The 24,227-nt window shown below is 62.1% G+C and carries 21 protein-coding genes, 2 tRNA genes and 1 pseudogene; 13 read left to right on the top strand and 11 right to left on the bottom strand.

Annotation, left to right across the window (positions count from 1 at the left end; translation table 11 throughout):
- Nucleotides 1–3: 3 nt before the first annotated feature.
- The gene (locus Q0974_RS00440) at nt 4–309 is read right to left on the bottom strand and encodes an antibiotic biosynthesis monooxygenase (RefSeq protein ID WP_299321342.1); all 306 of its coding nucleotides are present in this window, start codon (nt 307–309) and stop codon (nt 4–6) included.
- 161 nt (nt 310–470) lie between these two features.
- Between Q0974_RS00440 and Q0974_RS00435 the strand changes: the two genes are divergently transcribed.
- Nucleotides 471–1,448, top strand: coding sequence for a nitronate monooxygenase family protein (locus tag Q0974_RS00435; protein ID WP_299321341.1), 978 nt, complete (start codon nt 471–473; stop codon nt 1,446–1,448).
- A 9-nt stretch (nt 1,449–1,457) separates the two neighbouring features.
- Here the strand turns inward: Q0974_RS00435 and Q0974_RS00430 are convergent, their stop codons facing one another.
- The 3 genes from Q0974_RS00430 to Q0974_RS00420 all read right to left on the bottom strand — a co-directional run bounded on the left by Q0974_RS00430 (nt 1,458) and on the right by Q0974_RS00420 (nt 4,247).
- Nucleotides 1,458–2,540 carry a hypothetical protein gene (locus tag Q0974_RS00430; protein WP_299321339.1) on the bottom strand — a complete coding sequence of 361 codons (1,083 nt, stop codon included), beginning with the start codon at nt 2,538–2,540 and terminating at the stop codon, nt 1,458–1,460.
- A 113-nt stretch (nt 2,541–2,653) separates the two neighbouring features.
- Nucleotides 2,654–3,418 carry a hypothetical protein gene (locus tag Q0974_RS00425; protein ID WP_299321338.1) on the bottom strand — a complete coding sequence of 255 codons (765 nt, stop codon included), beginning with the start codon at nt 3,416–3,418 and terminating at the stop codon, nt 2,654–2,656.
- A gap of 130 nt (nt 3,419–3,548) precedes the next feature.
- Nucleotides 3,549–4,247 (bottom strand): TetR/AcrR family transcriptional regulator, encoded by a 699-nt coding sequence (locus Q0974_RS00420; RefSeq protein ID WP_299321336.1) that lies wholly within the window; start codon nt 4,245–4,247, stop codon nt 3,549–3,551.
- Nucleotides 4,248–4,573: 326 nt separating this feature from the next.
- On the opposite strand from Q0974_RS00420, the gene Q0974_RS00415 reads away from it, so the two are divergent.
- A complete protein-coding gene (locus Q0974_RS00415; RefSeq protein WP_299321335.1) occupies nt 4,574–7,528 on the top strand; it encodes a TonB-dependent siderophore receptor in 2,955 nt (984 codons plus the stop codon).
- 97 nt (nt 7,529–7,625) lie between these two features.
- Here the strand turns inward: Q0974_RS00415 and Q0974_RS00410 are convergent, their stop codons facing one another.
- From Q0974_RS00410 to Q0974_RS00395, 4 genes are all read right to left on the bottom strand, one after another.
- Entirely contained in the window at nt 7,626–8,177 is a 552-nt protein-coding gene (locus Q0974_RS00410; protein ID WP_299321333.1) for a PadR family transcriptional regulator, read from the bottom strand.
- 205 nt (nt 8,178–8,382) lie between these two features.
- Nucleotides 8,383–9,039: a DJ-1/PfpI family protein gene (locus tag Q0974_RS00405; RefSeq protein WP_299321331.1), complete on the bottom strand. Its 657-nt coding sequence runs from the start codon at nt 9,037–9,039 to the stop codon at nt 8,383–8,385.
- Between the two features lie 420 nt (nt 9,040–9,459).
- Nucleotides 9,460–9,535 (bottom strand) — tRNA-Ala (locus Q0974_RS00400).
- A 61-nt stretch (nt 9,536–9,596) separates the two neighbouring features.
- Complete coding sequence (locus Q0974_RS00395; protein WP_299321330.1) at nt 9,597–9,947, bottom strand: TIGR02300 family protein; 351 nt, start codon at nt 9,945–9,947, stop codon at nt 9,597–9,599.
- 182 nt (nt 9,948–10,129) lie between these two features.
- On the opposite strand from Q0974_RS00395, the gene aroA reads away from it, so the two are divergent.
- From aroA to Q0974_RS00340, 11 genes and pseudogenes are all read left to right on the top strand, one after another.
- Nucleotides 10,130–11,473 carry a 3-phosphoshikimate 1-carboxyvinyltransferase gene (gene aroA, locus Q0974_RS00390; protein WP_299321328.1) on the top strand — a complete coding sequence of 448 codons (1,344 nt, stop codon included), beginning with the start codon at nt 10,130–10,132 and terminating at the stop codon, nt 11,471–11,473.
- Nucleotides 11,470–11,571, top strand: a pseudogene (locus Q0974_RS00385) ((d)CMP kinase); the annotation flags it as partial. The gene aroA and the pseudogene Q0974_RS00385, both read left to right, overlap by 4 nt.
- 270 nt (nt 11,572–11,841) lie before the next feature.
- On the top strand, nt 11,842–12,786 hold the full coding sequence (locus tag Q0974_RS00380; RefSeq protein WP_299321327.1) for a proline iminopeptidase-family hydrolase: 945 nt from the start codon (nt 11,842–11,844) through the stop codon (nt 12,784–12,786).
- Nucleotides 12,783–13,412, top strand: coding sequence for a d(CMP) kinase (locus Q0974_RS00375; RefSeq protein ID WP_299321325.1), 630 nt, complete (start codon nt 12,783–12,785; stop codon nt 13,410–13,412). Before Q0974_RS00380 ends, Q0974_RS00375 begins: the two co-directional genes overlap by 4 nt.
- A gap of 206 nt (nt 13,413–13,618) precedes the next feature.
- Nucleotides 13,619–15,319, top strand: a complete 1,701-nt coding sequence (gene rpsA / locus Q0974_RS00370; RefSeq protein ID WP_299321323.1) for a 30S ribosomal protein S1 — start codon at nt 13,619–13,621, stop codon at nt 15,317–15,319.
- A 295-nt stretch (nt 15,320–15,614) separates the two neighbouring features.
- On the top strand, nt 15,615–15,893 hold the full coding sequence (locus tag Q0974_RS00365) for an integration host factor subunit beta (protein ID WP_299321322.1): 279 nt from the start codon (nt 15,615–15,617) through the stop codon (nt 15,891–15,893).
- A 56-nt stretch (nt 15,894–15,949) separates the two neighbouring features.
- Nucleotides 15,950–16,036, top strand: a tRNA-Leu gene (locus Q0974_RS00360).
- A 142-nt stretch (nt 16,037–16,178) separates the two neighbouring features.
- Complete coding sequence (locus tag Q0974_RS00355; protein ID WP_299321321.1) at nt 16,179–17,597, top strand: alkaline phosphatase PhoX; 1,419 nt, start codon at nt 16,179–16,181, stop codon at nt 17,595–17,597.
- 44 nt (nt 17,598–17,641) lie between these two features.
- On the top strand, nt 17,642–19,189 hold the full coding sequence (locus Q0974_RS00350; protein WP_299321320.1) for an ABC transporter substrate-binding protein: 1,548 nt from the start codon (nt 17,642–17,644) through the stop codon (nt 19,187–19,189).
- Complete coding sequence (locus tag Q0974_RS00345; protein WP_299321319.1) at nt 19,186–20,655, top strand: ABC transporter substrate-binding protein; 1,470 nt, start codon at nt 19,186–19,188, stop codon at nt 20,653–20,655. Before Q0974_RS00350 ends, Q0974_RS00345 begins: the two co-directional genes overlap by 4 nt.
- A gap of 80 nt (nt 20,656–20,735) precedes the next feature.
- On the top strand, nt 20,736–21,170 hold the full coding sequence (locus Q0974_RS00340; protein WP_299321318.1) for a DUF4112 domain-containing protein: 435 nt from the start codon (nt 20,736–20,738) through the stop codon (nt 21,168–21,170).
- 219 nt (nt 21,171–21,389) lie between these two features.
- Here the strand turns inward: Q0974_RS00340 and Q0974_RS00335 are convergent, their stop codons facing one another.
- Genes Q0974_RS00335 through nadA form a run of 3 tightly spaced genes read right to left on the bottom strand, consistent with a single transcriptional unit; the run spans nt 21,390 to nt 23,967 of the window.
- The gene (locus Q0974_RS00335; RefSeq protein WP_299321317.1) at nt 21,390–22,109 is read right to left on the bottom strand and encodes a ribonuclease T; all 720 of its coding nucleotides are present in this window, start codon (nt 22,107–22,109) and stop codon (nt 21,390–21,392) included.
- Complete coding sequence (gene nadC, locus Q0974_RS00330; protein WP_299321316.1) at nt 22,109–22,957, bottom strand: carboxylating nicotinate-nucleotide diphosphorylase; 849 nt, start codon at nt 22,955–22,957, stop codon at nt 22,109–22,111. Before nadC ends, Q0974_RS00335 begins: the two co-directional genes overlap by 1 nt.
- Entirely contained in the window at nt 22,957–23,967 is a 1,011-nt protein-coding gene (nadA, locus tag Q0974_RS00325) for a quinolinate synthase NadA (RefSeq protein ID WP_299321315.1), read from the bottom strand. The genes nadC and nadA overlap by 1 nt, the downstream gene beginning before the upstream one ends.
- Nucleotides 23,968–24,227 lie beyond the last annotated feature (260 nt).

Genomic DNA, 24,227 nt, shown 5'->3' with positions numbered 1-24,227 from the left:
TGTTCAGTCGCGCACCGTCTCGTCGCCGAGCTGGACATAGGGCGTGGCCGAGAGCTGTTCGCCAATCTCATGCAGCGCTTTCATGCTCATCGCCTTCGCCGTCTTGATGAAGGCGCGCCAGTCCTGCTCGTCATCCCACAAGGCAATCGTTAGCACCTCGCTCGGATCGTCGATGCTCTGGATGCAGAAACTGCCGCGCGCACCCTCCGTCCGCGCATGGATGCCGGTGGTCACTTCGCGCCACGCATCGCGAAACTCTTCGATCCGGCTTTCGGGCACTTTCCAGCGGTAGATGACACGCATCATCATGACCGCCACACAGACTGTCGCGCCGTGGCGATGTCAATATGCCCCGACGGCGCGGCGCACATCGAGCGCAACGATTCTCATCGCCGCGAGGTTGACGCGAACGTCAAGCACAGCAACAGTCCGCCAGAACGAGAATCAGGGCCAGAATCAGGGAGACCGCCATGAAGACCCGCATCACCGAACTGTTCGGCATCGAACATCCGATCATCCAGGGCGGCATGCATTATGTCGGCTTTGCGGAGCTGGCCGCGGCGGTGTCCGAAGCGGGCGGGCTCGGCATCATCACGGGCCTGACGCAGAAGACGCCGGAAGATCTCGACAAGGAGATCAAGAAAGCGAAGGAGATGACCGACAAGCCGATCGGCGTGAACCTGACCTTCCTGCCCGCCTTCACCACCCCGCCCTATCCCGAATATATCGACGCGATCATTTCGAACGGCATCACCGTGGTCGAGACGGCCGGGCGCAACCCGCAGGAACATCTGCCCAAGATGCAAGAGGCGGGGATCAAGATCATCCATAAATGCACGAGTGTGCGGCACTCACTCAAAGCGCAGTCGATCGGCTGCGACGCGGTTTCGGTCGACGGTTTCGAATGCGGCGGGCATCCCGGCGAAGACGATATCCCGAACATGATCCTGCTGCCCCGCGCCGCCGACGAGCTGGACATCCCGTTCGTCGCCTCGGGCGGCCAGGCCGATGCGCGCAGCCTTGTCGCCAGCCTCGCCATGGGCGCGGAAGGCATCAATATGGGCACGCGCTTCATCGCGACGAAAGAGGCGCCGGTGCATGAGAATGTGAAGCAGGCGATCGTCGCGGCGAGCGAACTCGATACCGCGCTCGTCATGCGGCCGCTGCGCAATACGGAACGCGTGCTGAAGAATGAGGCGGTCGATGAAATCCTCAAGATCGAGCGCGAGAAAGGCGCCGACCTCCAGATCACCGACATTCTCGATCAGGTCGCGGGCGTCTACCCCGAGATCATGATGGAAGGCGAGATGGATCGCGGCGCGTGGAGCTGTGGCATGGTCGCCGGCCTCATCAACGATGTCCCGACCTGCAAGGAGCTGATCGACGGCATCATGGCCGAAGCCGACGCGATCATCACGCAGCGGCTCGAGGGCTTCCGCGCGGCGTGATCCGGCGCCCTAAAGCGTGACGATGGCCACGACCGGAAAATGGTCGGAAATCCTATAGTAAGGCGGTCCATCGTCCCCGACCTTGCGCAGGATATCCGCGTCATGGACCCAGCCCTCGGCCGCGTTGAGCGAATAGAGGATGTGGTCGATCCAGACGCGGTGATAGGTGCGGTTGAAGATCGGATCGGCGAATGACGTCGTCGAATTATCCTCGAAATTGAGCGCCGCCTTGTCCTTGTCGGAGAGACGATCGTAGAGCGCGTTGCCGAGCGTGAGATAGGGCCGCCAGACCGAACCCATCAGCGTTTCCACGCCGCTCGCCTTCAATTTCATCTCGCTCGTGTCGAAACCGGGCCCGTCATTGATGTCGCCGCAGACGATCAGAGGGATGTCCTTGGTCGCATCGTCGGTCAGATAGGGTTCGATAAAGGCCTCGCGCACGCGGCGGCATTGAGCAACCAGCCGCTCGCGATTGGCGTCCGCCATCGCCCACCAGCGCGACCATTCATGCGCGGAGAAAATGCCCTTGCTCTTCAGATGCACGCCCATGATGCGGAATTTCGCATCATTCTCTAGCGTGATCTCGGCATAGGCCGGGCGCCGCTCGAAACGATACCATTCCGGAATCTTGTCATTGCCCGTATCCATCCAGAAGGGTTCGCTGGCTTCGAAGATCGCGCCCGCGGCCGGGTCCATCGAATCGAAAATCTGCATCGGGTCGGCCGCGAACTTGCCCCGGTCGGTCCGCACCGCGATGCCGACGCATTGCGAGGACGACCAGACATCGGTGCGCCCGGGCCCGTTGATGGATTTCGAAACCTGGATGTAGGTCGTCCAGTCGCCCGGCGCGAGTTCGTCGAAGAGCAGTTGGAGTTCCTCGGTCTTGTTCGGTCCCTCGACGACCACGATCAGATCGGCATCTATATGGGTAAGACCCGATCCGATCAGCGCCTTGCGCTCGCCGACCGTATGGTCGCCCGAACGGTCGCCCGCTTCATCATCCGCTTTAAAAACGATCGCGCCGCCATCGTCCGTGGTGAACAGATTGTTCAGCCACTCCATATTCCAGACTGCCAAACGAATATCCGTCATATCGCCCTCCCCTGCCTTTTCGCATAGCGCGACTATGCAACAGAATCGGGACAGTATCGCGAACGATCCGGACCGTATTGGACAGAAGGGACGGGGTGCCGCCGGACCGGGCGTTATGAGCCGGCGGCCTCGCTCTCGGACACAGCGAGAAACTGCACATCCTGACCGATGACATCGATGCGGACGACCCGGCGATCATCGCCGCGCGTGACATAGACATCATTATCGGGTGTGCCGCCGCGTATCTCGTAACGCACCGTATCGAACCGGCCGGCGGGCGTATCGATCATACCGCCCGGATAGGCGGTGACCGTGACATCGGCAAACGCATTGCCGAGCGGACCGTACCAGTGGAAGCTCTCCTGGACTCCCTCTTCCTCGCCCATCACGAGCGGCATGATGAAGGCGATGGGGCGCGGCAGCGTGCCCTCGGGAATCGCTTCGTCGACCGGCTGCACCTCGACATCTTCGAGGCGCAATATCACGCGATTGCCGGTCGCCCGTCCGTCCGCAAATTCGAGATCGAGATTCATGTAACTCGTGCCGCGATGGAATTCGAGATGGATGGTTTCGAACTGCAGGTCGGGCGCCAGATTGAAGGCCAGCGTCTCATAGACCTCCGTGCTCGGCATCATCGTGCGGTCGTAGAGGATCACGCCGTCTTCCTGTTTGATCCAGCCGAGCCGCATAAACCCATCCCGCTCGCCGTCGTTAAACAGGCCGAGAAAGAACTCGCCGCGTTCGGGCAAGGCTGCGGCAGTGCGCGCGCCGACACCATATTGCGCTTGCGCGACCGTGGCTGGCGCAAGGATCAGCGCCGCCAGCGCAATCATGAGCGCCGACCATGCGCGCGCAATCTGTCGATGGAAAATCTGCATAACGATCCCCCCTGTTTCGCGATTAATCGCCTATCAGGACGGCAAAGGTCAGGGAAACGGGCTTCGACGAACGGTCGACAGGCTTCTTGCTATTGCGACCGCTGGACCGTGTCGCCGTCGCTGAATCGCATCAGGCCGAAAGCGCGGCTGGATATCCGGTGCCTGGGGTTCCAGCCGGGACGCCGCCTGCAAGACCGTCGAAATTGCAGGTCGCGGCGGATATGTCCCGCACCACTGCTGCCACGGCGCGTTCACCATTCTGGTCTGCAAACCCATCCCGGCCGAGTAAGCGCGGCAGGGCCAGCGCGGACTCGAGCGTGGTGAGAAACTGTTCCGCAGCGCCTTTGAGCAAGATCAGATCAAGCCCCGCCGCCTTTCCCGCGTCACGCACCGCCTTTTCCAGTCCGCTGCGCAGCGGGTCGGCGATTTTTGCCTCATAGGCGCGATGGACCCATGGATCGCTATGACTGTCGCGCATCGCGAAAAAGAGTAGCCGGGCATAATCCTCGCTGCCGATGATCTCCGCAGCCTGGGCGATATAGGCGCGCGCAGTGCCATTGACCGAGGACAGGATTTTAGGCGCCGTCGCCAAATGCGCTGTCAGACGCTCGACGAGCCGGTTCACGGCCGCGCGATACATCTCTTCCTTGCCGTCGAACGAATAATAGATTTGCCAATAGCCGATATCCAACCGCTCGGCGATCTCGTCGAGTGGAAAGCTGTCCCAATGCCGCTCCATATAGAGAGGCAGTACCGCCGCCGCGATTTCGTCCCGGCGCTTGCGCCAGTCGATGGCGGTTCCCCGGGGTCGTTTTGCAACCTGCTCCATATCGGCCTCCTGCGGCGCTCCATATTTATTTCGTTTCGAAATATAATAGATCGATCCGCAATAGCAAGTAACGGATATCGGCGAGGTTCGGCGTCATAAATCCTTAATTTCAGGCTTTATAGGTGTGTCATAGACGCAACATTATCCTCAAGAACTACGATTCGATATAAAAAGGCGTTGTATGGAAATCCGTGCATCGGCATAAGCCCGGCCATGGCGGAACGCCGAATGGCAAACCCGTCGATCGATTTTGGGGAAGCGATTCCGGCCCATGGCCGACAGGGGACCAATCGGCATCGCTGACATTTTGAAAGGGTTAGATTTCAATGACTGAACAGATCTCCGGCACCGGTTCTTCGTCGCGCAGGCGCGCAATTGCCAGCTTGATGGTGGGGACGGCCGCAACGACTTTCGCTTGGGCTCCAGCCGCCGCGCAGGACGGCGACCAGCTTGCGGCGGTCAATACCGATCAACCCGCAATCGTCGTCACCGGCTCGCGCATCGCCAATCCCAATCTCGATCAGTCGAGCCCGGTGCAGGTTGTCGGTCAGGACGAGATCGACCTGCGTCAGGCGACCAACGCCGAAGACCTGATCGGTGAACTGCCGGGCATCACTCCCGGCGTCAGCAACTCGGTCAATAACGGCAGCGCCGGTATCGGTACGCTCAACCTGCGCGGCCTCGACTCACGGCGTAACATCGTGCTGCTCGATGGCACGCGCATCGTCCCCGCGTCACTCTTCAGCGAAACCGACCTCAACACAATTCCGGTCGCCTTGGTAGAGCGAGTCGAAATCGTCACCGGTGGCGCCTCGTCCGTGTACGGCGCCGACGCCATCGCGGGCGTCGCCAACTTCGTCACGCGGCGCGATTTCGAAGGCATGGAAGCAGCCGCAACGTTCGGCATCACCGAACGCGGCGACGGCGAACGTTTCCGGGTCGATCTGACGATTGGCGCCAATTTCGACGACGGCCGCGGCAATGCCGTGTTGAGTGTCGGCTATCAGGAACTGGACGACATCATCATGGCGAGCCGCCTCTTCTCGCAGAACGGCCTGAACCGAGCTGGTGCGACCGGTGGCTCGGGCACATCCGTGCCGACGCGCATTTCGAGCACGGTTGACGGTGGTGGCGGGGTCAACCAGCTCAATCCGGACGGCACTTCGCTGGTTCCGACCTACAACACGTTCAACTTCTCGCCGTTCAACTATCTCCAAACGCCGTTCCAGCGCTACAATGTATACGCCTCGGCCAATTATGAGATCACGCCGGGCATCGAAGTCTATTCGCGCGCCATGTACAACAAGACGACAGTCAACCTGCAGTTGGCGCCGTCCGGCCTGTTCGGCGATACGTGGCAGTTTCCGCTCAACAATCCGTTCATCAACGAGACGATCCGGCAGCAGATTTGCGCCTCACCCGTCGTCAATGTCGATGCGGCAACCTGCACGGCGGCGGGCGCCGCAACCGGGCCGACCGATCCCAACTATCTCGAGGTGCCGGTCACCATCAACCGCCGTCTGGTCGAACAGGGACCGCGGCGGACGGACAACACCTTCAATCAGTTCCAGATCTGGGCGGGTGTCCGCGGCGATATTACCGACTCCATCGACTACGACATCTACGCGTCGTACGGCGAATCGCAGCGCAACAATGTGCGGCTCGGCTGGGGCCTGAAATCGCGCGTACAGCAGGCGCTTCTCGCGGACAGCCCGACGCAATGCCAGGACCCGTCCAACGGCTGTTTCCCGATCAACCTGTTCGGCGGCGGCGTGGGCACGAATATCGATCCGCGCTCGGTGGCTTTCTTCAACCAGCCTTCGGGCTTCGCCGACACGACGTCGCTTGCCGTCGTAAACGCATCGCTGTCCGGCGACCTCGGCGAAACCGGCTTCTTCACCGACACGCCGGTGGGCTTCGCGATCGGTACCGAGTACCGCGATTATACGGCCAGCCGCGTCGCCGACCTTCCGGCAGGTACGCAGGACGAAGTGCTCGGCACCGGCGCGCCATCGCCATCATTCGGGGGCGGCTATGACGTAATCGAGGGCTTTGCCGAACTGATCGTGCCGATCCTCGAAGACGTTCCGGGCTTTTACAGCCTCACGGCAGAGGCCGGCATCCGCGTGTCGGACTATTCCAACACGGGCACGTCCGTAACATGGAAAGCAGGCGGCAGCTGGGAACCGTTCCGGGGCTTCCGCGTCCGCGGCATCTACCAGCGCTCCGTCCGCTCGCCGAACATCGGCGAGCTGTTCCTGCCGGTCACGACCGGGCTGACCGGACTCGCCGTAGACCCATGCGCCGGCACCGCTCCGGTCGGCAACGCGGCGCTTACGGCAATCTGCATCGCGCAGGGCGCGCCGGCGGCGCTGGTCAATGCCGGCGTGATCCAGCAGCCGTCCGCCGAACAGGCGAACCTCACCACCGGCGGCAATCCGAACCTCGATCCCGAAATTGCGGATAGCTTCACGATCGGCCTGGTGTTGACGCCGCCGCAGGTTCCCGGACTGACGGTAACCGTCGACTATTACGATATCGAGATCACCGACGCGATCACACAGCGTACGCCGGACGATATCCTGACGCCCTGTTTCGGCCCGAACCTCGACGGGGTCGGCGGCAGCGATCCGTCGGTCTGCTCGCTGCTCATACGCAATCCGCTCAACGGTTCGCTGAACGGCGGCGGGGATACGCCGGGTTTCGCGCCCCCGTTGACCAACCAGGGTACGTTGCTCACCCGCGGCATCGATTTCCGCGTCGCCTATCGCGTGCCGCTGAATTTCGGTTCGCTGAATTTCGACCTCAACGGCAACTGGACGGACACGCTCAAATTCCAGGCCGTGCCGGGCGGGATCAACCGCGAATGCGTCGGCCAATACAGCGCGAACTGCGGCTTCCCGTCGCAAACCCAGGGCGGTGCAATTACGCCGGAATGGACGTTCAATCTGCGTACGACACTCAGCATCGACGATCTGGCCGACATCTCGCTGCTTTGGCGCTGGATCGACAGCGTAGATTACGAGCGCATTCTGAGCCGGGCTGGCCTCAATCCTGAATTCGAATCGATCGACGAGGCGAACTATTTCGATCTCTCAATTCGCTCGAATGTCAGCGAGAATTTCGACGTTACACTGTCGATATTCAACCTGCTCGATCGCGATCCGCCGATCGTCGGCAACTCGGTTGGCACCAGCTCCCAGAATGCGGGCAATACATTCCCGTCGACGTACGACACGCTGGGCCGGCGCTACTCGGTCACAGGCCGGCTGCGCTTCTAGCGGAACAGCACAAGTTAGAACGTTTGGTCACGTTCTAGTCTGATGGCGAGGGTGGTTTTGGAAGTCCCACCCTCGCCATTTTTTTCGGGAATTCAGTCTATTCCGGCTTGTTCGTGACGAGATCGAACATCACCCGATCGAGCCAGTCGAGCCGCGCCTTCAGCGTGCTGGTCGCATTGTCATAGGCATAGGCCTGGAACGGCAGATCGGTCTCGGCATTATATGCGTCGAGCTCGACCCGCTTCTTTTCCAGCTCCGCTTTTGCGGCGACCACCCAATCGACGCGCTCTTCGTGCGTTAAAAGCCCGAACGCCATGACCTTCGTGCCGAGGGAATCGGCCGCGATGAGCTGTGCGGGGCGAAAAGTAGTGATCCAGTCCTTGAGGATTTCCTCGCCTTTTTCGGTGATCGACCAGACTTCGGTGCCCCGAGCATCGTCCTCGATCTGCCGGCCCGTGATCAGACCGTCCTTCGCGAACCGGTTTATCATCGGATACACCTGCCCCATGCTTTTGTTGAACGTCGCGACCGGCGAGGATTGATAATATTTCGCGACCTTATAGGCCGTAATCGGCTGGAAACGATAGACGAGCGAGAGCAACGAGCCCTCGTGATCCGAGAGTGATTTCGGCGAACCCTTGGCAGCCATAGTCAGTCGTTTTAGCCCCTTTTGCGCCACGCCGACATTCGACCAGAGACGTGGACAAGGCGCCTCTTGTCACTTTCCTGACATTTTCACAAGCATGGCTCCGGGATTAGATCGTGTGTGCGACTTATCTGCATGTGCGTAACACGTTGCCCCGGCGCGCTCACACCACGGCATATCTATTTGTTTTTTCAAATATTTTCAGCGGCTAGAAGGTATATTGCCCGTCGGGCATCTCTGTCTCGATCGCGGTTCGGACTTCGGCCACGCGAGACGCATAGACGGCCTCGGCCTTGCTCGGCAGGCAGGCGCATTCCTCTTGCCGGTCCAGCGCGGCTGGCAATCTCGGCGCGCCATTTGCCTCGGCCAGCCCTGCGCGTTCGGCTATTGCTGCTACGAAGGCCGGCGCGGCATCGGCGACGCTGGCTGTGATCACATTGCCATCGGCGACCACATCCTGCTGGACGTAGCGGCCGCCCATCTCTTCCAGAAGATCGCCATAAGCCGGGTGAGTCGTCGCCGATTTGCCGACCAGAAGCCCGGCCCCGCCGAGCAGAAAGGTGCCGGTGCCAACCGCGGCGACGATCTGCGCCTGTTCCGCCCGCGCGGCCAAAAAATCGAGCAGTTCGGGCGCGGCCAGGCCCTGAACGACACCGCTGCCGCCCGGCACGCAGAGGATGTCAAAATCCGCCGCATCATCGAACGCCATATCCGGCATCACCGCACAGCCGCAATCCAGCTCGACGCGGCTTGGGCGAGGCGCCACAAGATCGATTTCAACACCCTGAAATTTCGATAGATATTGGCGCGGCAAGGCGATGTCGCGCTCGAAGCTGTTCTCGAACAGCACAAAACCGATCCTCATGCAGCCTCCCTGGACTCTCCGACAAACTCCCATCTCCGAACCGTGCCAGCGAGGTTCGCCAGCTAGGTCCGAATGCCGTGCCCCTGCATTCGATAATTTCACCAAATCGGTTTATGGAGAGCGGTATATGCCATGCCGCGAAAACAATGTTCCCGTTTTCGGCGAAGGCGGCGTGAGCATCGACAAGCGTCGTGAAAGCGCAAAAAAGCCCCGAAAACGCTTATTTTCTGGCGGTAGAGGGCAATAATCGATTAGCGGCCCGTGCGGATGTTAGCGCATGACGGCACGCGCGATCGGATAAACGTCCGTCGCGCAGGCAGGCGGGTGAAAAGTTTCGGATGAGTTGGTGGAATGCCCCTCGCTATCGCTTGGGGAGTTTTCGGGAAATCGTCCCCCCGGACGATTTCTTTCTCCGAAAACTGGTGGAGCCGAGGGGGATCGAACCCCTGACCTCTACACTGCCAGTGTAGCGCTCTCCCAGCTGAGCTACGGCCCCATCAGATGCGGGAGCGGCGCATGTAACGCCGCCGCCCGCAATACGCAAGATAGCTTAATTTCTAGCTATCGTCTTCCTTGTCATCGTCGCTGGAGCTGGTGTCGACCTGAATATCGTCGTCCCCGCCCAGATCGACCTCATCGTCCGGATTGATGTCCGCATCTTCATCAACATCGGCGACGAGATCCTCATCGTCGTCATCGTCGCCGGACAGATCGGCATCGTCCTTCTTGTCCTTGTCGTCCTTTTTATCGTCGTCGAAAATGACCGGCTGTTTGGACTTCAGCACGGGTTCGGGCTCCCATTCCGCCCCGCATTCGATGCAGGTAACGGGATCGTCTTCGCCGAGATCGTAAAAGCGGGCGCCGCATTTCGGACAGGTCCGCTTCGTGCCCCATTCTGGCTTCACCATTGGATATTGTCTCTCATCTCTTCGGAAAATATTCGGGCGTCTATTGCCCGGATCGGGCGCGCGCTTGCCACATGGGATTGCCACTGTCAAAAGCCAAGTCCCGTTTGAACAGGGTCCGGCCCGTGCGACCATATTGCGCAGGAATGTCAGACCATGCCTCTCCGTCCAAAGCAAGGACCAACATGTCAGAAACGCCGATTTCCCGCACTTTTTCCGCGCATGGGCCGCTGCGCGGCTATGCCCGCGTGCCGGGCGACAAATCAATCAGCCACCGCGCCCTGATCCTCTCGGCCATGGCGGTCGGCGAGAGCCGGATCGAAGGACTGCTGGAAAGCGAGGATGTGCTCGCAACCGTCGCCGCGCTCTGGTCGATGGGCGCGCAGATCGGCCAGGATTCGAACGGCAACTGGGTGGTGAACGGCGTCGGCGTGGGCGGGCTTCTCCAGCCGGAAACAGCGCTCGATATGGGCAATTCGGGCACGAGCGCGCGGCTGCTGATGGGCTTGGTCGCGAGCCATGCGATCACCGCGACATTTATCGGCGACCCATCCTTGTCGAAGCGTCCGATGGGCCGCGTGATCACGCCGCTCTCGACCATGGGCGCGGATTTCTCGGTGACGCCGGAGAACAGAATGCCGCTGATGGTGCATGGCCGCGTGCCGGCCGTGCCGATCGAATATCGTCTGCCCGTCGCTTCGGCACAGGTGAAATCCGCGATCATGCTGGCCGCGCTCAACACGCCCGGCATCACCAAGGTGATCGAGCCTGAGCGCACGCGCGACCATAGCGAACGGATGCTGAACGGCTTTGGCGCAGAGGTGAACATCGAAGAGGTCGATGGCGAGCGGGTCATCGCCGTGACGGGCGAAGCGGAACTGCACCCGCAACCGATGATGAGCGTTCCCGGCGACCCCTCCTCCGCCGCCTTTCCGATGGTTGCGGCGCTGCTGGTGCCGGATTCCGATATCTGGGTCCGGCATGTCGGCATCAACGAAACGCGCGCCGGGCTGATTGAGGTTCTGCGCGAAATGGGCGCCGATATCAGCTATGGTAATGAGCGCGATGTCGGCGGCGAGCCTGTGGCTGATATCCATGTCAAACACAGCGCATTGACCGGCATCGAAGTCCCGCCGGACATCGCACCGCGGATGATCGACGAATTCCCGATTCTGTTCATCGCCGCCGCACTGGCGGAAGGGAAGACCGTCTGCACGGGTCTTGGCGAGCTTCGCCACAAGGAATCGGACAGACTCGCGGTCATGGCACGCGGGCTTAAGCAACTGGGTGTGCCGGTCGAGGAAAGCGAGGACGGGCTGACGATCACCGGCTCGGGCGGCGAGAAACTGCGCGGCGATTATGCAACCCCGACCATCGCCGCCGAGCTTGATCACCGGATCGCGATGAGCTTCGCCGTTGCGGGTCTCGTCTCGGCGCATGGCGTGAAGATCGACGATATCCGGCCGATCGCCACGAGTTTTCCAAGCTTTCCGCCGATGTTGGAGGATCTGGGAGCGACGGTCGCATGATCATCGCCGTCGACGGACCCGCCGCATCGGGCAAGGGCACGATCGCCCGGGCGCTTGCGGCGCATTTCGGCCTGCCCTGGCTCGATACCGGGCGGATTGTGTTCGCCGATTTCTACACCAATGCGCTCAACAAGCCATTGGGATTTTCTATAACTGCATGAATATTGCCGGCTCGCTGCTGCTTGCCTAGTCGCTGATGGTCAATGTGAACTGGGCCAGCTTTTCGCTGCAAAATGTCTGGAATGTAATATCGTTGTTCGGCATATGGCGCGTGCTAAACAGCGGAAGAGAGCTCGGGATACAGTATGATAGTCGCAAACGCTTCCCTGCGCATACTAGCCCTATTTTTTGGCGCGCTAGCCCTGTTTGTGGCAGGCCCCGGACAGGCCGGGCAAGCGCGCCCGGTCCAACCTTATGCCGATCCCGACCGCGAAGTGATGATCCCGGTAGAGGGGGGGCGCGTTTATGTGCGGATCAATGGCGATCTAGCGTCTGACGCCATACCGGCCATCTTTCTCCACGGCGGCCCGGGTGGCATCCATAACGGCTTTGCGGCAATGCTCGGCCTCGCCAGTGACCGCCCTGTCATCATGTATGACCAGTTGGACAGCGGGCGTTCCGACCGGCCCAATGATCCGGCCAATTGGCGCGTCGAACGCTTTGTCGATACGCTGGAGACGATCCGACAGACGCTAGGCGTGGATCGGTGGCACATTGTTGGTATGAGCTGGGGCTCTGCAATCGCGCTTGAGTATACCGCCCGCTATTCGCAGCATAGCGCATCGACGGTGCTGGGCGGCACTTTCATCTCGACACCGCACTGGATCACCGATGCTAACCTGCTGATCGCCGACTTGCCAGAAGAGATGCACCCTGTGTTGGAAGCCTGTGAAAGCGATGATCCGCCATCACCGGAACAATGCATTGCGGTCTTCACTATGCTCTATTCGCGCTATTATGAGCGTGTCCCATCCAGCGAGGCGGCGCGCGCTTATGCCGCGCGGGTTGGCGGCAATGGCCCCAATCCGGTCATCTATCGCGGCATGTGGGGACCGAGCGAATTCAGCTCGACCGGCACGCTGCGCACCTATGACGCCACCCATTTGCTGCGCGACGTGGATGGGACACGCATCCTTTTTCTGATCGGCCAATATGATTCCGCGCGCATCGATACCGTGCAGGATTTTGTGCGACTCGCGCCCGGTGCGGAGCTGGCAGTCGTTCCGGGCGGATCACATGGATTTATGAGCGACCGACCGCTGGAAACCGAAGCGATATTGAGCGGCTGGCTCGCTCGGAACGATATCCCATGACCGTGATCGCCGTCGACGGACCCGCCGCATCCGGCAAGGGCACGATCGCCCGCGCGCTCGCGGCCCATTTTGGCCTGCCATGGCTCGATACTGGGCTGCTCTACCGCGCCGTCGGCGTCAGCGTATTGCGCGCGGACGGCGATCCGGACGATCCGGTGGACGCGCTCGCCGGCTGCGATTTTCCGGATATATTGCTCGACGATCCGGAGCTGCGCAGCGAAACGGCGGGCACATACGCCTCGCGCGTGTCGGTCCATCCGGTCGTACGCGCGGCGCTGATCGAGCGGCAAAAGGCGTTCGCCGACCAACCGGGCGGCGCGGTGCTCGACGGGCGCGATATCGGCACGGTGATCGCGCCGCACGCCCATGCCAAGCTGTTCGTCGAAGCGAGCGCGGAGGCCCGCGCCGACCGTCGGTACAGGGACGAGGTGCAGGACAATCCCGATGCCGATCGCGCCGCCATTCTCGCCGATATCGAAGCCCGCGACCGCCGCGACTCCGAACGCGCCAGCGCGCCCCTGAAACGCGCGGACGATGCGGACTTGCTCGACACGACGAACCTGACTATATCCGCGGCCGTCCAGCGGGCGATTGCGCTCGTAGAAGCTCGGACGGGTAAGCGGTAAGAACCGCATCCACCCAGCAACGTATCAGGCAGCGGCGCATGCGCCGCGGCTCTGGTGCGTTTTGTGCGTCTAGCATGAGGCGGGCTTTTGCGAACGAAACGGCCGATGGATGCGGGGCCGGCATGAGGCCGGCGCCGCAGCTTTGTTCCAAGACCTCCGGAGACAACCGGATGGCCTGAAACGAAAAATTGAAGGACTGTTTATCCATGGCAACTGCGCCGAACCCCACGCGGGACGATTTTGAAAAACTGCTCAACGAGACCCTGGGCGATTCCGACGGCTTCGAAGGCCGCGTCGTCAAAGGGACCGTCACCGGTATCGAAAATGATCTGGCCGTCATCGATGTCGGCCTGAAATCCGAAGGCCGTGTGCCGCTGCGCGAATTTGCGAGCCCGGGCCAGAAGGCCGAACTGAATGTCGGCGACGAGGTCGAAGTCTATGTCGACCGCGTCGAGAACGCCAATGGCGAAGCGATGCTGAGCCGCGACCGCGCCCGTCGCGAAGCCGCCTGGGATCGGCTAGAAGCCGAATATGACAAGGAAGCCCGCGTCGAGGGTACGATCTTTGGCCGCGTCAAAGGCGGCTTCACGGTCGATCTCGGCGGCGCCGTGGCCTTCCTGCCCGGCAGCCAGGTCGATATCCGCCCCGTGCGCGACGTCACTCCGCTGATGGACATTCCGCAGCCGTTCCAGATTCTGAAGATGGATCGCCGCCGCGGCAATATCGTCGTTTCTCGCCGCGCCGTTCTCGAAGAGACGCGCGCCGAACAGCGCAGCGATCTGATCCAGAGCCTTACCGAGGGCCAGGTGATCGAGGGCGTCGTCAAGAACATCACCGATTATGGTGCGTTCGTTGATCTCGGAGGCATCGACGGTTTGCTGCATGTCACCGACATGAGCTACAAGCGGATCAACCACCCGTCCGAGATGGTGAATATCGGCGACAAGGTCACCGTACAGATCGTCCGCATCAACCGCGAGACGCAGCGCATCAGCCTCGGCATGAAGCAGCTCGAAACCGATCCGTGGGAAGGCGCTTCGGCCAAATATCCGGTCGATGCCCGCTTCACCGGCCGGGTCACGAACATCACCGAATATGGCGCGTTCGTCGAGCTGGAATCGGGCATCGAAGGCCTGGTTCACGTTTCCGAGATGAGCTGGACGAAAAAGAACGTCCATCCGGGCAAGATCGTCTCGACCTCGGAGCAGGTCGAAGTTGTCGTTCTCGAAGTCGATGAAGAGAAGCGCCGGATCAGCCTTGGTCTCAAACAGGCGCAGGACAATCCGTGGGACAGCTTCGCCGAGCGCTATCCGGTCGGCACCGAAGTCGAAGGCGAAGTCAAGAACGCCACCGAATTCGGCCTGTTCATCGGTCTCGACGGCGATGTCGACGGCATGGTTCACATGTCGGACATCAGCTGGGGCGTTTCGGGCGAAGAAGCGCTCGACCTGCATCACAAGGGCGAAACGGTCAAAGCCGTGGTCCTCGATGTCGATCCGGAAAAGGAACGCATCAGCCTCGGCATCAAGCAGCTCGAACGCGGCGGCGCGACGACCGACAGCGGCGATCTGCGCAAGGGCAAGGTGGCGACGGTCACCGTTCTCGACGTGCGCGACGGCGGCCTTGATGTTCAGGTCGGCGACGATGGCCCGACAGGCTTCGTCAAGCGCGCCGATCTTGGCCGCGACCGCGACGAGCAGCGTCCGGACCGGTTCCAGGTCGGCCAGAAGTTCGACGCGATGGTTGTCGGTTTCGATCGCTCCAAGAAGCCGAACTTCTCGATCAAGGCGCTGCAGGTTGCCGAAGAGAAGCAGGCCGTGAAGCAATATGGTTCGACGGACTCTGGCGCCAGCCTTGGCGACATTCTCGGCGAGGCGCTCAAGCAGAAGGACGGCGACGAGAAATAGTCTCGCCGCCTGACTGTCAGGCGAAAATCAGGCCCGCGACTCGAAGCTCGGTTTCACACCGGATTTGCGAGCGCGGGCCTGTTTTTTTCGCCGATCCGTGTCAAAATGCTACGGAATCATGCGATATTGGCACCGATCCACCGCGAATCCGCGCCGTTCGCCTTGAAAAAATTACGAAAGCGGAACATTACCAACAGGCATTTGCCGCAAGCATGAATATATATGCACGGCGGTGCTGCAATGACAAAAGTCATGCGTATGTGTCGCAACGATTGGCCTTTGGGGGAATGCCATTATGATCCGATCCGAACTTGTTCAGAAGATCGCGGCGGAGAATCCGGACTTGTCGACCAAGGATATCGAACGCCTGGTCAACTGTTTTTTCAACGCCATTACCGAACAACTGGCGAATGGAGGCCGTGTCGAGCTGCGCGGCTTCGGCGCTTTTTCGACCCGTCAGCGCAAGGCGCGCATCGGTCGCAATCCGCGCACCGGCGAGTCGGTCGCCGTGCCCGCCAAGCGCGTGCCCTATTTCAAGCCGGGCAAGGAGATGCGCGAGCGTCTCAACTTCTAAGCGCGGCGTATTTGCGCTTGTAAGAACCGGCGAGTTCGGCCACCCCTGCGCGCCATGCGGACGTGGCGAAACCGGTAGACGCTGCAGACTTAAAATCTGCTTCCCGTAAGGGAGTGCGGGTTCGAGTCCCGCCGTCCGCACCAGTCTCACGGAAAAAAGGCGCGGGGCGCCTTTTTTCCCCGAAGCTTCCGTAGCGACAGTGAAGGGCCGCAGGACTGTTTTCCCTGTCATATTTCCGCGCTACTATATTGTTTCGTTCGATAAATTAGCGTGGATGTTCCCCTCATGACACTCTCCCGTCGTAGCTTCCTCCGATATGGACAGGCGGCCGGCCTGTTCTATTCCACAATCGCGCTGGGCGGCTTGACCGCCGTCACCCCCTCGGCGCAGCGGCCGACCAGCCTGACCACCGACCCGGCCGGGCTGCTCGATCTGCCCGACGGCTTCGCCTATTCGGTCGTTTCGCGGACGGGCGACGCGATGGCCGATGGTTTCTTCCGTCCCGGCCGGCCCGACGGCATGGCCTGTTTCGCCGATCCGACGAGCGCCGACCGCTGCATCCTGATGCGCAATCACGAAATTTGGCCGGACACGACACATGGCAGCCCGTTCGGGGCGAACAACGCACTGCTCGACCGCGTGCCCGACGGCAGGCTCTACGGGCTGAAGCCGGACGGTAGTCCGTTTTACGGCGGCGTCAGCAAGGTCGTTTACGATATGCGCGCGGGCCAGCTCGTCGAGGATTATCTCGTGCTGATCGGGACGTCGGCCAATTGCGCTGGCGGGCGCACCCCTTGGGGGTCCTGGCTGACCTGCGAAGAATCGATGCGCAAGCCGCCCGAAGAGTCGCAGCGCTATCACGGCTTCGTTTTCGAGACGCCGTCTTCGGCAAATGGCCTGATCGAGCCGGTGCCGCTGACCGCCATGGGTCGCTTCGTGCATGAGGCCGTGGCCGTCGATCCCGATACCGGCATCATCTATCTGACCGAGGACAGCCGCACGGGCCTGTTCTACCGCTTCCTCCCGGACACGCCGGGCGAACTGCATCGCGGCGGCAAGCTCCAGGCGCTCGCGATCCGCGAATGGCCATCGGCCGTGACCAGCAACTGGCCGCGCGACTGGGGCGGCGCCGGGCTCGGCATGATCGAACAGGGCCGGTCCTTCGCCGTCGACTGGATCGATCTCGACAATGTGGAATCGACCGACGCCGACCTGCCCGATCGCGGCTATGCAGCCGGCGCGGCGCGCTTTTATCGTGGCGAAGGCATGGACTATGGCGTGCGGCCCGATGGTAGCGGCGGCGACATCTTCTTCACTTGCACCCAGGGCGGCGTGCAACGCGCGGGCCAAGTCTGGAAATACAGCCCGAGCGTATCCGAAGGTCAAAGTGGCGAAGCGGCCGACCCGGGCACGCTGACGTTAGTTTACGAATCGCCCGGCGCCGATGCGCTCGACATGTGCGACAATATCGCAGTCGCGCCCTGGGGCGATCTGATCCTGTGCGAGGACGGGCAGAATGAAAATTATCTGCGCGGGCTCACGCCATCGGGGCAGATCTACGATTTCGCCCGTAACGCGCATGCGGACAAAAGCGAGTTCTGCGGTGCCTGTTTCTCCCCGGACGGGCAGATCATGTTCGTCAACATTCAGGAGCCCGGCATCACGCTCGCCGTGACCGGACCGTGGGAAACGCTGCGCGCCTGAACCGGCGCTTGGTATCGGTCGCGACCTTCGCCTAACATGGCCACGTGAGTCCGTTCCGCGCGATATTCTGCCTATGGGCGCTTGTCCTAGCGGCCTGTGGCGGGCCAACCGCCAATGCGCCGCCCGAGGACGTCCTGGTCCGGCTGGCCGATGACGAGATCAAGTCGCTCGATCCGCACGCGGTATCCGATCTCGCCTCGCTGCGCGTAGCGGCCGACCAGTTCGAGGGGCTGACCCGCTATGCCGCCAATGCTGAGATCGAACCGGGGCTGGCCGAACGTTGGTCGGTGTCCGAAGACGGGCTGGAATGGGAATTCACTCTCCGTCCGAACCTCACCTTTTCCGATGGTGCGCCGATTGCCGCCCCCCTGTTCGCGGCCGTCTTCGAACGGCTTCGCGATCCCGCAACGGCCGCGCCGACGGCGTCGCTATTCGACGCCATCGCGGCCGTGGAGGCGCCTACGGCGGATCGCGTACACATCGCGCTCGCCTATCCCTATCCGGCGCTGCTCGAACTGCTCGCCCATCCGGCGATGGCCGCGCTGCCGCTGCATCGGATCACCGATGCCGGCGATGACTGGACGAGCGAACGGCCGCTGGTGACGTCGGGCGCCTATCGTCTGACCGACTGGACGCTGAACGACCGGGCGCTGCTCGAACGCAACCCGCAATGGCACGAAGGCGCAGCGCCGATCCCGCAGATCGAATGGCGGCCGGTTGACGATAGCCTGACGGCGATGCGTATATTCCTGGCTGGCGGCGCGGATATCGCAGGCGAATTCCCTTCGACGCGGCTCGCATGGTTGCAAACCAATCGCCCCGACGCAACGCGGATCGCGCCCTATCGCGGCGCCTATTATTTCGCCTTCAATACGCGCGAGCCGCCGTTCGACGATATCCGCGTGCGCCGCGCACTCAGCCTCGCCGTCGACCGACGCTGGATATCCGAAGAATTGCTTGCCATCGGGACGGCCCCGGCATGGGGCATCATCCCGCCGGGTCTGTCCGGGCTCGATCGGCTACGGCCCGCATGGGTGGATTCGTCGCGCGAGGATCGGCGCGATCAGGCGCGGGCGTTGCTTGCCGGCGCCGGATACGGCCCAGACAATCCCCTCACTTTCGATATCCGGTTCAATAGCACGGCAGAGCATCGCCGCGTGTCGGTCGCGCTCGCCGCGATGTGGGAGCCGCTCGGCGTCGAGGCGCAACTGTTCAACAGCGAGGCGACGCTGCATTTCGCGGCGTTACGGCGCGCCGATTTCACGCTCGCCCGGTCCGGCTGGATCGGCGATATTTCAGCACCGGAGAATTTTCTCGCAGTCCACCGCTCGGACGCCGGCGCGATCAACTATTCGGGCTATGCGAATCCCGCCTATGACGCCGCGCTCGACGCCGCGCTGGCCGAGCCCGAGCCCGCGCGGCGGGCGCAACTGATGCGGGATGCGGAAGCCATTCTCGTCGCCGATGCGCCGATCCTGCCAATCTATTTCTATGTCAGCCGCGCGCTCGTAAGCCCGCGCGTATCGGGCTGGGTCGACAATGCGGCCAATGTCCATCCAAGCCGCACGCTGCTACTCTCGACTGCGCAATGATCCGCGCCTCGCTCCCGATTCTGGCCCTGCTGTTCGCCGCCTGCACGGATGGCGAGGATGCCGGCCCGATCCGCGCCGACTTTATCGGCGAACCGACACCATTCGACCAACCGCTCGCCGCCCTCCCCTCGCCATCCGACGCCTTGTTGCTCTCGGCGACCGCACAGGGGCTCGTGCGCTTCGACGAGGAAGGGCAGATCGAACCCGCGCTCGCCCAACGCTGGATCGTGCTCGACGAGGGCGAAACCTATGTGTTCCGCCTGAACGCCATGACCTGGGACGACGGAACGGCGGTGACGGCCCGGCAGATCGTCCAGCAGCTCCGCAATGCGCAGCGCAACAGCCGGCTTGCGCCGCTGCTCGCCGATATCGAGGCGATCGAGGCGGTTACGCCACAGGTCATCGAGATCAATCTCGCCCGTCCCCAGCTCGATTTCCTGCAACTGCTCGCCGCGCCCGAACTCGCGATACGCGTGGAAAATATCGGCCTCGGCCCGTTCGTGATCGCCGATGGCTACGAACCGGATGGCGAGATGGTGCTTCTCGCGCCGCGACGCGAACCGCCCGAGGATGTGGACGGCGAGATCGTCGCACCGCCGCCCATATCGCCCGCCGAAACCGTCGAATTGCGATTTCGCGGCGCGGCCGAAGCCGTGGCGCGGTTCGAAAATGGCCAGACCGATGTCGTGCTCGGCGGCGGATGGAGCACTCTGATCTATGCCGATGTCGTCGAGCCGAATTCGGCCCGGCTGCAGCTCGATCCGGTCGACGGATTGTTCGGGCTCGCCATTGTCGAGGAGACCGGCTTTCTGGCCGATCCGCGGAACCGGGAAATCCTGTCGCTCGCGATCGATCGCGGGCAGCTCGCCGGCTATTTCGGCGCGAACCGGGCCGAAGCCCGGCTCGCCATCGTCTCGGCGGATGCGCAGGGCATGGCCGTGCCGGTCAACCCGCCATGGGCGAACAGCACGATGGATCTGCGGCGCGCTTTCGCAATCACGGCGGTCGCCGAATGGCAGGCGGAGAATGGCGATATCGCACCGCTGCGGATCGCCCTGCCCGACGATGCCGGCAGCCGGATCGTCTTCGCCGTGTTGCGGACCAATTGGGCGGCGGTCGGCGTGCCGGTCGAGCGGGTGGAATGGGCCGCGGATGCCGATTTGCGGCTTATCGACCGGGTTGCGGCAACCGAAAGCGCGACCTGGTTCCTCGAACAGTTTCGCTGCAATCAGGGGCTTCCCTGCAGCGAGGATTATGCCGACCTGCTGGACCAGATACAGGAGGTGCGTTCCGACCGCGTCCGCGCAATCCGCATCAGCGAAGCGGCAACGGAATTGCAGAGTGTCACGCCCTTCATTCCGCTGCTGCGTCCGGTCCGTTGGTCGCTCGTCTCTCCCCGGATTTCGGGCTTCATGGCGAACCGGTTCGCCAGCCATCCGCTCGACCGGCTCGCGCCACCTAGCTAAAAGCCGTCCGGCTTCCTACATAAAGAGTGAGAGGATCGACGTTTTCCGGCAGGAAAGCGTTTAACTACAAAAGGTTACTCATGGCTCTTAACTCAGAACATCTCGATCGTATCGCCGACAGTTTTCCCGAAATCGGGCGCGATCCGGCGTCGGTACGGCAGCGGATCGAGGCGATGGAACGGGTGCTGGAACGCGGTTTCACCATGCCGATTGTCAACCGCGAATTCGGGCTGGATTTCATCCTCGGCCTGGTTCCGGTTATCGGTGACATCATCGCCGCGACCATGGGCACATGGCTGGTTTGGGAAGCCCGCAATCTCGGCATGTCGAAATGGAAAATCGCCCGGATGTTCGGCAATATCGGCGTCGACCTCGCGGTCGGTGCCGTACCCTTTGTCGGCGACGCGGTCGACTTCGTCTTCCGCTCCAACACGCGCAACCTGCGGATCATCCGCAAGCATCTCGACAAGCATCATCCCGAAACGATGGTGATCGAGGGCGAAGTAAGGCGTTAGTCTGTCAGAATTTTCCTGACGGAAAATCGCGGCACCGGTGAGTCTTTGTCAGACCTCGCTTTTGGCTCGGCGCGGCACCGACCCACTCCCCCTCCCGACCTCCCACTTATTGTACCCTATGGGAGGTCGGGAGGGGGAGTGGGCCGGTGCGGCGACATTGCGACAGCAATGTTCTGACAAACTGAATCCGGCGAAGCCGAAGATCTGACCAAAGAAGCCCTATCCGCGCCCTCTCCATATCCTGAGCCGTTCGTTAGCCCGCGCGCCGCGCTGCCAGCTCGGGCAGCGCCGCGGCCGGAAATTGCGCGCCAGGCATATCCGCACTTCCGTCAGCCAGCCCCGCGCATTGCTTTGCACGCGGATCATATCCGCCGAGACGCCGCGATTGGCGGCGGCGAAGGCCCGGGTGAACTGGCCAACCGTCAGCGACCGGCGCGACAGCGCGTTCATGTCCGGATAGCGCACGGCCCGGTAGAGGATTGTGCCCGCGCGCAGATAGCGGCCCGGATCGCGCGTCATGCAGCTGCCATGCTTGGCCCATTCATGCTGGATCAGACTGACGGACGGCGTGGTGCACAAATGCTCGCGCACCAGCGCGCGCGGCAGCGCCGTCACCGGGCGGCACCATTGCGGCCAGCGCGGCCCGTTCGTTTCCGGCCATAACCCGTGCAGGATAAAGCCGAACCGCCCGGCCCCGCCATTGGCAATCCCGCCGCACTGCATACGATGCCGCCGGTCGCCGCGCCGTGTTCGGCAGAATTCGGGCGACCAGCTCAGCGCGAGAATGTGCCATGTGACCGGCGCAACTCGCCGCTCGCCCGGGGGAATGGGGCTGGCGCGCGGGGCCTCGATCCGATCCGGCACCCGGCATTCGCGGGCCTGAGCATGGAGAATGGATGGCAACAGGAGCAGCGCCAAAGCAGCTACCCAAAGCCGCATCAGTCGATCTCGGCGAAATCGAGGCCGATATCGGCGGCAGGCGCGGACTGGGTCAGCCGGCCCACGGAAATGAAATCGACACCGGTTTTCGCGATCTCGTTGATGCTGTTCAGCGAAACGCCGCCGGACGCTTCGGTCGCCACGCGATCGCCGATCAATTTCACCGCGCGGCGCAGCATTTCGGGCGGCATATTGTCGAGCAGCAGATGCGTCGCCCCGGCTTCCAGCGCCGGTTCAATCTGATCGACCCGATCGACCTCGACGATAACATCAGCGATTCCCGCATCGACGGCCCGGCGCACCGCCTCGCCGACACTGCCCGCGACCGCCACATGGTTATCCTTGATCATCGCCGCGTCCCACAGGCCCATGCGATGGTTCTGCGCGCCGCCCATACGCGTCGCATATTTTTCGAGCGCGCGCAGGCCGGGGATCGTCTTGCGCGTATCGAGCAACGTCGCGCCCGTCCCGGCAATCTCGTCGACATAGGCGCGCGTCATCGTCGCGATTCCGGAAAGATGCTGGATCGTGTTCAGCGCCGAGCGCTCCGCCGTCAGCATCGCGCGGGCGCGCCCCGTCAGCCGCATCAGATCCGTTCCGCCGGACACGCTATCGCCATCCGCCACCCGCGTTTCGATTTCGACATCGGAGTCGAGCGCCCGGAAAAAGGCCTCGGCAATCGGCAACCCCGCCACGACAATGGCATCCCGGCTGTCCATCGCCCCACGAAACCGCGCGTCTTCGGAGATCACGGCCGCCGACGTGATATCCCCGCCCTCGCCCAAATCTTCGGCAAGGGTGTCCGCGACAAAGGCGTCGAGATCGAAACGGTCGAGGGTGAACCCCATTAGCTGCTGCCGGCTCCCGGATCGCCGACATCCCCCTGTCCCACGGTATTCCCCGCCATCTCGAGCATCCTGTCGAGGCTCTTTTTCGCCTGCACGCGCAGCTCTTCGTCGAGCTCAATTTGCGGTTCGAGATCGCGGAGCGCGATGTAGAGCTTCTCCATCGTATTGAGCGCCATATAGGGGCAGATATTGCAGTTGCAGTTGCCGTCCGCGCCCGGCGCGCCGATGAAAGTCACCTCGGGCAGCGCCTTTTCCATCTGGTGCATGATATGCGGCTCGGTCGCGACGATCACAGTATCGCTCTCCGTTTCCTTCGCCGCTTTCAGGATCGAGCTCGTCGAGCCGACATGATCGGCATGATCGAGGATCGCAGCCGGGCATTCGGGATGGGCGAGCACGGGCGCGCCCGGATGCTTGGCCTTGAGCTTCAGGAGCTCGGTCTCCGAGAACGCCTCATGGACGATGCAGACGCCCGGCCATAACAGCATCTCGCGCCCCGTCTTGCGCGCCATATAGGCGCCCAGATGCTTGTCGGGCGCGAAGATGATCTTCTGGTCCTTGGGAATCTGGTTGAGGATTTTTTCCGCCGACGACGAGGTGACGATGATATCCGACAGCGCTTTCACGGCCGCCGAACAGTTGATGTAGGTCAGCGCGATATGATCGGGATGCGCGTCGCGGAATTCCTTGAACTTGTCGGGTGGGCAACTGTCTTCGAGGCTGCACCCGGCGTTGAGGTCCGGCAACACGACAATCTTGTCCGGCGAGAGAATCTTCGCCGTTTCCGCCATGAATTTAACGCCGCAAAAGGCGATCACATCCGCATCCGTCTCCGCCGCCTTGCGCGAAAGATCAAGGCTGTCGCCGACAAAATCGGCAATGTCTTGAATCTCCGGGTCCTGATAATAATGGGCGAGGATCACCGCGTTGCGCTCTTTACGCAGCCGGTTAATCTCTTCCTTGATATCGACCCCGGCGAGCGACCCGCCGATCCCCTTGCGTGCGTCCATGATTCTGCTCCTTTGAGGTAATATAGGAACTCGGACGGCGAATGTCTCGGTCGGGGCGGCCTGTGCAGCGCGATTGGCGTATCCCGGCTTTCCGCCGCTCAAAGATGACACGGCTTACGGCGTGTCGAAGCAGATCATTTCCTATTCGCGTAATATAATTACAAGTCGGTCGGCTGAGCAATCGAGCTGAGTGGGAGTGTCGCCGCGTTTTTCCTATTCTGGAAGAGCTTTCGTCCAAACAGTGCGCTCGACAGCCCCAG

Source organism: Parasphingopyxis sp., assembly GCF_028279465.1.
Taxonomy (GTDB): Bacteria; Pseudomonadota; Alphaproteobacteria; order Sphingomonadales; family Sphingomonadaceae; genus Parasphingopyxis.
The sequence above is the reverse complement of the archived record's forward strand: the minus strand, read 5'-3'. Positions and strand labels throughout refer to the sequence as shown.